9 protein-coding genes and 1 pseudogene are annotated in these 8796 nt (G+C 73.8%); all 10 read left to right on the forward strand.

What is annotated here, in order from left to right; genetic code table 11:
• Positions 1-238: pseudogene (locus ABZ885_RS30630) on the forward strand (hypothetical protein); the annotation flags it as partial.
• Positions 235-1440, forward strand: a complete 1206-nt coding sequence (locus tag ABZ885_RS30635; RefSeq protein WP_360195665.1) for an acyl-CoA dehydrogenase family protein — start codon at positions 235-237, stop codon at positions 1438-1440. The pseudogene ABZ885_RS30630 and the gene ABZ885_RS30635, both read left to right, overlap by 4 nt.
• 22 nt (positions 1441-1462) lie before the next feature.
• Positions 1463-2632 carry an acyl-CoA dehydrogenase family protein gene (locus ABZ885_RS30640; RefSeq protein ID WP_360195668.1) on the forward strand — a complete coding sequence of 390 codons (1170 nt, stop codon included), beginning with the start codon at positions 1463-1465 and terminating at the stop codon, positions 2630-2632.
• Between the two features lie 43 nt (positions 2633-2675).
• Entirely contained in the window at positions 2676-4427 is a 1752-nt protein-coding gene (gene tsrT, locus ABZ885_RS30645; RefSeq protein ID WP_360195671.1) for a tryptophan 2-C-methyltransferase, read from the forward strand.
• A 179-nt stretch (positions 4428-4606) separates the two neighbouring features.
• Complete coding sequence (locus ABZ885_RS30650; RefSeq protein WP_360195674.1) at positions 4607-5278, forward strand: response regulator transcription factor; 672 nt, start codon at positions 4607-4609, stop codon at positions 5276-5278.
• Positions 5279-5367: 89 nt separating this feature from the next.
• Complete coding sequence (locus ABZ885_RS30655) at positions 5368-5712, forward strand: cupin domain-containing protein (RefSeq protein ID WP_360195676.1); 345 nt, start codon at positions 5368-5370, stop codon at positions 5710-5712.
• Positions 5709-6047 (forward strand): hypothetical protein, encoded by a 339-nt coding sequence (locus ABZ885_RS30660; protein WP_360195679.1) that lies wholly within the window; start codon positions 5709-5711, stop codon positions 6045-6047. Before ABZ885_RS30655 ends, ABZ885_RS30660 begins: the two co-directional genes overlap by 4 nt.
• Positions 6044-7411, forward strand: coding sequence for an FAD-binding oxidoreductase (locus ABZ885_RS30665; RefSeq protein WP_360195682.1), 1368 nt, complete (start codon positions 6044-6046; stop codon positions 7409-7411). The genes ABZ885_RS30660 and ABZ885_RS30665 overlap by 4 nt, the downstream gene beginning before the upstream one ends.
• Positions 7412-7534: 123 nt before the next feature.
• Positions 7535-8347 carry a dimethylargininase gene (gene ddaH / locus ABZ885_RS30670; RefSeq protein ID WP_360195685.1) on the forward strand — a complete coding sequence of 271 codons (813 nt, stop codon included), beginning with the start codon at positions 7535-7537 and terminating at the stop codon, positions 8345-8347.
• Positions 8348-8489: 142 nt separating this feature from the next.
• The gene (locus ABZ885_RS30675) at positions 8490-8765 is read left to right on the forward strand and encodes a hypothetical protein (RefSeq protein ID WP_360195688.1); all 276 of its coding nucleotides are present in this window, start codon (positions 8490-8492) and stop codon (positions 8763-8765) included.
• Positions 8766-8796: the final 31 nt, after the last annotated feature.

Raw genomic sequence — 8796 nt, forward strand, 5'->3', positions numbered from 1 at the left:
CTGCCGGGCGGCCCGCCGCGGGGCGTGGCCCCGGGGGTGCCGTACGAGCTGTCGGCCGGCCGCCTGGAGGCTGGCGCGGCACTCCTACGTGGTCTGCGAGGCCGGCACCCTCGCCGCCTGCGAGCAGCGGCTCGACGCCGCCGCCGCACTGGTCCGCCCGGAGGTCTCCCCGGTGGAGGCGCCCGACCCGGACGCGCCGTTCGCGATGCCCGCCGGACTCCTGGACGTGGACGAGTGAGCGCCGTGGACGCCCCCGGGGCGCCGCGGGACGCGGCGGAGATCCTGCGCCGGGCCCGCGCGCTGGCGCCGGTGCTGCGCGAGCGCGCGGCGGAGATCGAGGCCAACCGCACGCTGCCCGCCGACGTGGTCGAACTGCTGCGCGGCACCGGCGTGTTCCGGATGTGCTTCGCCCGCGAGCGGGGCGGCCCGGAGCTGACCTCGGTGGAGCAGCTGGCCGTGGTGGAGGCGCTCGCGTACGGCGACGCCTCGGCGGCCTGGTGCGCCGTGATCGGCGCCAACAGCGGCCTGCTCGGCAACTTCCTCGACCAGTCGGTGGTCGGGGAGGTCTACCCGAGCCTGGACCTGATCACCGCGGGCGTGCTCGCCCCGGCCGGCCACGCCGAGCGGGTGCCCGGTGGCTACCGGCTCAGCGGCCGCTGGTCGTTCGGCTCCGGCATCAAGCACAGCGACTGGGTGACCTCGGGCGCGTTCGTCTTCCAGGACGGCGAGCCCTGGGCCGCCCCCGGCAGCAGGCACGCGCACGACTCCCTGCAGTTCCTGGTGCCCCGCTCCGCCGTCCGGGTGGTGGAGAACTGGGACACCACCGGCCTGTGCGGGACGGGCAGTTGCGACTACACCATGACCGACGTGTTCGTGCCCGCGGAGCACACCTTCACCTTCTACGAGGTGCGCGGCACGCCGGGCCCGCTCGCCCAGCCGGACTCCTTCATGCGCGCCCTGTGCGGCGTCCCGCTCGGTGTGGCCCGCGCCGCGCTCGACCACGCCCGCGAGACCGCGAGCGGCCGGTACGACCGGATGGCCGGCCGCGCGTGGTCCGAGAGCTGGCGGGTGCAGACCGAACTCGCCCGCTGCGAAGCCGAGTTCAACGCCGCCCGGGAGGGCGTGTACGGGGCCGTGCGCCGCCAGTGGGAGGTGCTGGCGGCCGGCGGCACCCTGGACGACCTGACCCCGACCGAGCGCGCCGCCTCCCCGCTCGCCTGGCTGCACGCCTTCCGCGCCTCCCGGGCCGTCGTCAACCGGCTCTACGACCTGCTGCAGACCTGGTCGGTCAACCGCTCCTCGCCGATGGACCGCTGGCTGCGCGACACCGCGGTGATGTGCCAGAACCTCACCGCCCAGGACGCGGTCCTGGAGTCCGTCGGCGCCTACCTGCTCGGCCGGCCGCCGCTGTTCCGGATCAGCCTCGGCCTGGACCGCTGACCCCGTGGAAGGACGTGACGACATGACGACGGAGATCCTGCGCCGGGCCCGCGCGCTGGCGCCGGTGCTGCGCGAGCGCGCACCGGAGATCGAGGCCAACCGCACCCTGCCCGCCGACGTGGTGGAACTGCTGCGCGGCACCGGCGTGTTCGGGATGTGCTACGGCCGCGAGTGGGGCGGCCCGGCGCTCACCTCGATGGAGCAGACCGCGGTGGTGGAGGCGCTCGCGTACGGCGACGCCTCGGCCGCCTGGTGCGCCGTGATCGGCGCCAACACCGGCATCTACGTCAACTTCCTGGACCAGACCGTGGCCAAGGAGCTCTTCCCGCGCCCGGACCTGGTGGTGGCCGGCCTGCTCCAGCCCTCCGGTCACGCAGAGCGGGTGCCCGGTGGCTTCCGGCTCAGCGGCCGCTGGTCCTTCGGCTCCGGCATCAAGCACGCCGACTGGGTGACCTCGGGCGCGTTCATCTTCCAGGAGGGCGAGCCCTGGGCGGCCCCCGGCAGCAAGCACCGGCACGACTCCCGGCAGTTCCTGGTGCCGCGCGGGGAGGTGCGGGTGATCGACAACTGGGACACCACCGGCCTGTGCGGCAGCGGCAGTTGCGACTACACGATCAGCGACGTGTTCGTGCCGGAGGAGCACACCTACACCTTCGCCACCGTGCACGGCCGGCCCGGTCCGCTCGCCCAGCCCGACGCCTTCACCCGGGCGATGTGCGGGGTGCCGCTCGGCGTGGCCCGCGCCGCCCTCGACCACGCCCGGGAGACCGCCGCCACCCGGTTCGACCGGATGGCCGGCCGCGCGTGGGCCGACAGCTGGCGGGTCCAGACCGAACTGGCCCGCCTGGAAGCGGAGTTCAACGCCACCCGGGAGGGCGTGTACGGCAGCATGCGCCGCCAGTGGGAGGTGCTCGCGGCCGGCGGCACCCTGGACGACCTCACGCCCACCGAGCGCGCCGCCTCGCCGCTGTCCTGGCTGCACGCCTTCCGCAACTCCCGGGCCATCGTGGCCCGCACCTACGACCTGCTGCAGACCTGGTCGGTCAACCGCTCCTCGCCGATGGACCGCTGGCTGCGCGACACCGCCGTGATGGCCCAGCACCTGGTCGCCCAGGACCGCATCCTGCAGTCCGCCGGGGCGTACCTGCTCGGCGGCACACCCGAGTTCGGCATCAGCCTCGGCATCGTTTGAGTCCAGCCCGCCGCGCCCGAGCGCGGCCCGGAAAAGGGAACCCATGAGCAGACTCGTCCTTCTGGTCAACCCCAACAAGGTGCATCCGCCGATCGCCCCCTACGCGCTCGACGTACTGACCACCGCTCTGGAGACGGCCGGCTTCGAGGTGGAGGTCCTGGACCTGACCTTCCACCGCGAGGACTGGAAGACCAGCCTGAGTGAGTACTTCGCGGAGCGCAGCCCGATGCTGGTCGGGGTGACCGTCCGGAACACCGACACCGTGTACGCCTTCGAGCAGCGCCCGTTCGTCGGCGAGCACCGGGAGATCATCACCGAGATCCGCCGGCTGACCGACGCCCCGGTCGTCGGCGGCGGGATCGGCTTCTCGACCATGCCGTTCGCCCTGGTCGAGTACTTCGGCATCGAGTACGGCGTGAAGGGCCCCGGCGAGAAGATCCTCTGCGAGCTGGCCTCCGCACTGGCCGAGGGCCGGGACACCGCGGGCGTGGCCGGGCTGATACGCAACACCGAACGGGGCGCCGTCCGCGTGCCGCCCGCGGTGCTCACCGTCCGCCGCGGCGAAGCCCGCGGCGAAACCCGGGACGAAGCCCCGGTCGTGGACGCCACCGGACGGTTCGAGCCCAGGGTCTGGCAGGTCGACCGGCAGTCGGTGTACCGCCGGCGCTCCGGGGAGCGCTACCGGGTGGACAACCTGGAGTACTACCGGCGCGGCGGCCTCGGCTCCATCCTCACCAAGAACGGCTGCGCCTACCGCTGTTCGCACTGCGTGGAGCCGGACGCCAAGGGCACCCGGTACGGGCAGCGGGAGATCACCGCGGTGGTGGACGAGATGGAGGCCCTGGCCGCCCAGGGCATCCTCGACCAGCACACCACCGACAGCGAGTTCAACCTCTCCATCGCCCACGCCAAGGCGCTGCTGCGGGAGATCGTCCGCCGCCGCCACGGCGACCGGGGCAATTCGCTGAACGGGCTGCGGCTCTGGGTCTACTGCCAGCCCAGCCCGTTCGACGAGGAGTTCGCCGACCTGCTGGCCGAGGCCGGCTGCCGCGGCGTCAACGTCGGCAGCGACCACATCCGCCCCGACGTGCTGAGCGGCTGGAAGGTCACCGGAAAGGGCAGCACCTACTACACCTTCGCGGACACCGAGCGGCTGGTGCGGCTCTGCCGGGAACGCGGCATCCTCACCATGGTGGAGGCGCTGTTCGGCATGCCGGGGGAGACCCCGGAGACCGTGAAGGCCTGCGTGGACGCCTTCATGGCGCTGGACGCCACCGTGACCGGCTTCTCGCTCGGGCTGCGGCTCTTCCCGTACACGCCGATGGGCATGGAGCTGGCCGAGCAGTGCGACGGGGTGCGCACCGTCCCCGGCCTGCAGTCCAACACCGCGAGCGGCCCGATCGTGCTCAAGCCGCTGCGGCGGTGCGCCTCCCCGGCCGAGTACGAGCGGCAGTTCATGTTCGACGAGCAGGGCAACTTCCGGCTGGTCTGCTACTTCTCGCCCGGCCTGCTGCCCGACCCGGCGCGGGCCGCCGACCCCGGGGAGCGCTGGCACGGCGCGGTCGCGCTGCTGTGGGAGCTGGTCGACCCGGCCGAGCACCACCGGGTGATGCTGCCGACCGTCGAGGGCATGAGCGAGCACGACAACAACTACGCCGACAACCCCTTCCTGACCAGCCTCAGCGGCCTCGGGTACACCGGAGCCTTCTGGTCGCACTGGCGCAGCCGGGAGGAGATCCTGCGCAGGGCCCGGGAGGGGAGCGCCGCACTCGTCCCCTCCGGCGTGCTCGACTGAGCCGGCGAGCAGGAGCCCGGAGCTGATCGACAGCAGATGACATTGGACACCTTGAGGACACCCTTTGACCGATCCATGATGAGGCCACGGAGTCATCACCGCCGGGGCGCTCAGACACGCCTTAGGGACCATCCGCATCCGCACCGCCCGCCGCCGACCACACACGTCACGAGGGGTAGATGAACCAGCACGGGAGTCCCGCGCCGCTGACCGTGCTCCTCGCCGACGTGCAGCCGGCCGTCCGGCAGGGCGTGCGCGCCATGGTGGAGGCCTCCGGCGGGGTCGCGGTGGTCGGCGAGGCCGGCACCACCGGCGAGGTGCTCGCCGCCTCCACCCGGCACCGCCCCGACGTCCTGGTCCTCGACCCGCTGATGGACGACGCCCCGGACATGCGGATGATCAGCCAGGTGGTGCGGCTCACCCCGGAGACCGGCGTCCTGGTCTTCAGCACCCTGGACGACGACAAGACGGTGGCCTCCGCCTTCCACGCCGGCGCCCGCGGCTACCTGGTCAAACGCGCCACCGCCGACCAGATCCTGCGCGGCATCCACGCCGTCGGCGCCGGCGAGGCGATCGTCGACCGCACCATCGCCGCCCGGCTCGGTGCCCTGATCGGCCCCGCCCCCCGGCCGCGCAGCTACCCCTTCCCTCAGCTCAGCGACCGGGAACGCGACGTGCTGGAACACCTCGCCGCCGGCCGGTCCAACACCGCGATCGCCCGGGAACTCGCGCTCGCCTCCAAGACCATCAGCAACCGCATCTCCAGCATCTTCGGAAAGCTGGGCGTCGCCGACCGCGCCCAGGCCATCGTGGTCGCCCGCGACGCCGGACTCGGCCTCACCCGCGCCTGACCACGGCTCACCTCACCCACTCCACCCACACCACCTGTGCCACCCGTGCCACCCACCCCAGCCATTCCAGCCAAGATCGGAGCCGGACCATGCCCGGAACCGCACCCGGCCTCATCATCCGCCGCCAGGAACCCGACCGGCTCGAGCGCGCCCACGGCCTCGACCTGGGACTGCTCCACCCCTGGGGCGACCTCACCGCCCCCTTCCACGGCGCCTGGTGCGTCCTGCGCCCCGGCGACGTCACCGACCTCCACCGGCACTCCGAACGCGAACTCTTCATCTGCATGGCCGGCCACGGCGAGGTGCGCACCGCCGACGGCAGCCACCCGGTCGCCGCCGGCGACCTCGTCCTGCTGCCCGTCGACACCGACCACGCGGTGGCCAACCCGTACGACGAGGACTTCGCCTACTACGCCATCTGGTGGCAGGCGTGAACCCCCGGCAGATCGACTACGAGGGCCGCCGCTTCCACGCCCCCGACGGCGACCACCGCACCGTCGCCGTCTACCACCAACAGGGCGACCTGGTCTGGGGCGAGGTCACCGGAGGCACCGTGCAACGCGGCTGGACGGCCGGCACCCGGCAGGCCGACGGCACCCTCGCCATGGGCTACACCCTCGTCCTCGCCGGCGGCGAAGTGGTCTGCGGCCGCACCAGCAACACCCCCTCGTTCACCCCCGACGGCCGCATCCGCCTGCACGAGCAGTGGGAGCGCTACGGCCCGCACGCCGCCCACGGCACCTCCACCATCGAGGAGGTGGCCGGATGACAGCCCCCGACTGGGCGTTGCTCGACAAGCACACGACCGGCGCCCTGCTGCGCCCCGGCGATCCCGCCTTCGCCGACTCCTCCACCCCCTTCAACCGCCGGTACGCCGACCGCGCCCCCGCCGCCGTCCTGCAGGCCGCCGGCCGCACCGACGTCACCCGCGCCATCGAGTGGGCCCGGGAGAACGGGGTGCCGGTCGTCCCGCGCGGCGGTGGCCACTCCTACGCCGGACACTCCGTCACCACCGGCCTGGTGGTCGACCTGCGCGGCCTGGACGCGATCTCCGTCGACCCCGCCCGCGGCCGGGTCACCGTCGGCGGCGGCGTCCTCACCGGGGCCCTCTACGACGCGCTGCGCCCGCACCGGCTCGCCCTGCCGCTCGGCAACGGCGCCGGCGTCGGCATCGCCGGACTCGCCCTCGGCGGCGGCTCCGCCGCCACCTCCCGGAAACTGGGCCTGACCGCCGACACCCTGCTCCACACCACCCTGGCCACCGCCGACGGCAGGGCCCTCGACTGCGACGAGGAGCGCAACCCCGACCTCTTCTGGGCCTGCCGGGGCGGCGGCGGAGGCAACTTCGGCATCAACCTCGACCTCACCTTCCAGGCCGTCGAAGCGCCCGCCGCCAGCACCTGCCTGCTGGTCTGGGAGGCCGGGCACGCCCCCGCCGTCCTCGACGCCGTCCAGCGGCTGATGCTCACCGCCCCCGAGGAGACCTCGCTCCGGCTCGGCATCGCCGCCTCCGGGACCACCGGCACCGTCGTCTCCGCGATCGGGCTCCACCTCGGCCCCGCCGCCGAACTGCGCGAGCTGCTCGCCCCCGCGCTCGCCGCCGGCGCGCCGCTGCGGGCCGAGACCGCCGACCGGGACTTCTGGGACGCCATGGACTACCTCCGGCACGAGACCAGCGGCGGGGCGTTCGCCGTCCGGACCCACTTCGCCACCCGGCCGCTGCCACCCGCGGCGGTCGACGCCGCCCTCGCCCACCTGGCCGCCCGGCCCGGCAGCGGCAACCCCGACGGCTGCGGCCTCGCCCTGTTCGGCTGGGGCGGCGCGATCAACCGGGTCCGCCCGCAGGACACCGCGTTCGTCCACCGCGGGGCCGAGTACCTGGTCAGCCTCGACACCTCGTGGCAGGAGGGCGACGACCCCGGCACGGTGGCCGCCAACCTGGCCTGGCTCGCCGAACTGGACCGGCTGATCGCCCCGCACACGGCCGGCGGCGCCTACCTGAACTTCACCGACCCGGACCTGCCGGACTGGCGGCACGCCTACTACGGCGCGAACTACCCGCGCCTGGTGGCCACCAAGCGCCGCCACGACCCGGACGGACTGTTCCGGTTCCCCCAGTCCATCGGCAGCTGAGCCCCGGCGTCCCGTCCCCGACGTCCCATCACTGAGCTCCGGCCCCTGAGCTCCGACCCCGACCCCTTGCCCGGAATCCCGACGCGCCGTCGGCCCCGCCGCCCTACCCGGAAGGACACCGCCGTGTCGCCGCGCACCGCCCGCCCCCGGCACTACCTGATGTGCCGCCCCGCCCACTTCACCGTCGACTACTCGATCAACCCGTGGATGGACCCGGCGAAGCCCACCGACAACGGCGCCGCGCTGGCGCAGTGGGAGCAGCTGCACACCCTGTTCCTCCGGCTCGGGCACACCGTGGAGCTGATCGCCCCGGTCCCCGGCCTGCCCGACATGGTGTTCGCCGCCAACGGCGCCACCGTCATCGACGGCAAGGTGCTGGTGGCGCGGTTCCGGTACCCGCAGCGGGCCGCCGAGGCACCCGCGTACGCCGCCTGGTTCCGGGAGAACGGCTACCGCGACGTCCGGCAGGCCGCCCACACCAACGAGGGCGAGGGCGACCTGCTGGTGGCCGGCGGGCGGATCCTGGCCGGCAGCGGCTTCCGCACCGACACCCGGGCGCACGCCGAGGCCGCCCGGTACCTCGACCGCGAGGTGGTCACCCTCGAACTGACCGACCCGCGCTACTACCACCTGGACACCGCGCTCGCCGTGCTCGACGACACCGAGATCATGTACTACCCCGGAGCCTTCACCCCCGGCTCCCGGGCCGTGCTGGAGCGGCTGTACCCCGACGCCGTCCTCGCCACCGCCGCCGACGCCCAGGTCTTCGGCCTCAACGCGGTCTCCGACGGCCGGCACGTCATCCTCCCGGAGGCGGCCGTCCACCTGGCCGAGCGGCTGCGCGGGCGCGGCTTCACCCCGGTCGGCGTCAACCTCACCGAACTGCTCCGGGCGGGCGGCAGCGTCAAGTGCTGCACCCTGGAGCTGCGCCACTGATCCGGAGGCCCTCTCGGGCGGCCTTTCCCGGCGATCGGGCCGCCCGGCGGACCGCCTCGGCGTAGGCTGGGCCACGTTCGTGACGGACCGTCAGTGAGCGTGTCGCCGCCGGGTCGCCGGTGCGGCCGACCGGTGGAGGCTGATGCCGATGCCCCTGGCCAGGGTGAGCGCGGTGCTGCCCCCGGCGCTGCGCGGGTGGCTCGGGACGGTCGCGGCCCTCGCCGCGTCGGTGGTCGTCGTGCTCGGGTGCCGGTACGCCGGCGTGGGCGAGCCCGGCAGGGTGGACACGCGGGTCCAGGCGGCGGTGGACGGCGTGGGGTCGCCGTGGCGGTACCTGGCCCTGACCGCGGACGCCCTGGGGGAGCCGGCGCGCGGAACCCTTGCCGGGGCCTTGATCGAACACTTCATTTCCACGTAACTGCGGCAGCACCGGGGTGACTTGCGGCGTA

This window comes from Kitasatospora sp. NPDC047058, from assembly GCF_040643935.1.
In the GTDB taxonomy this organism is placed as follows: Bacteria; Actinomycetota; Actinomycetes; order Streptomycetales; family Streptomycetaceae; genus Kitasatospora.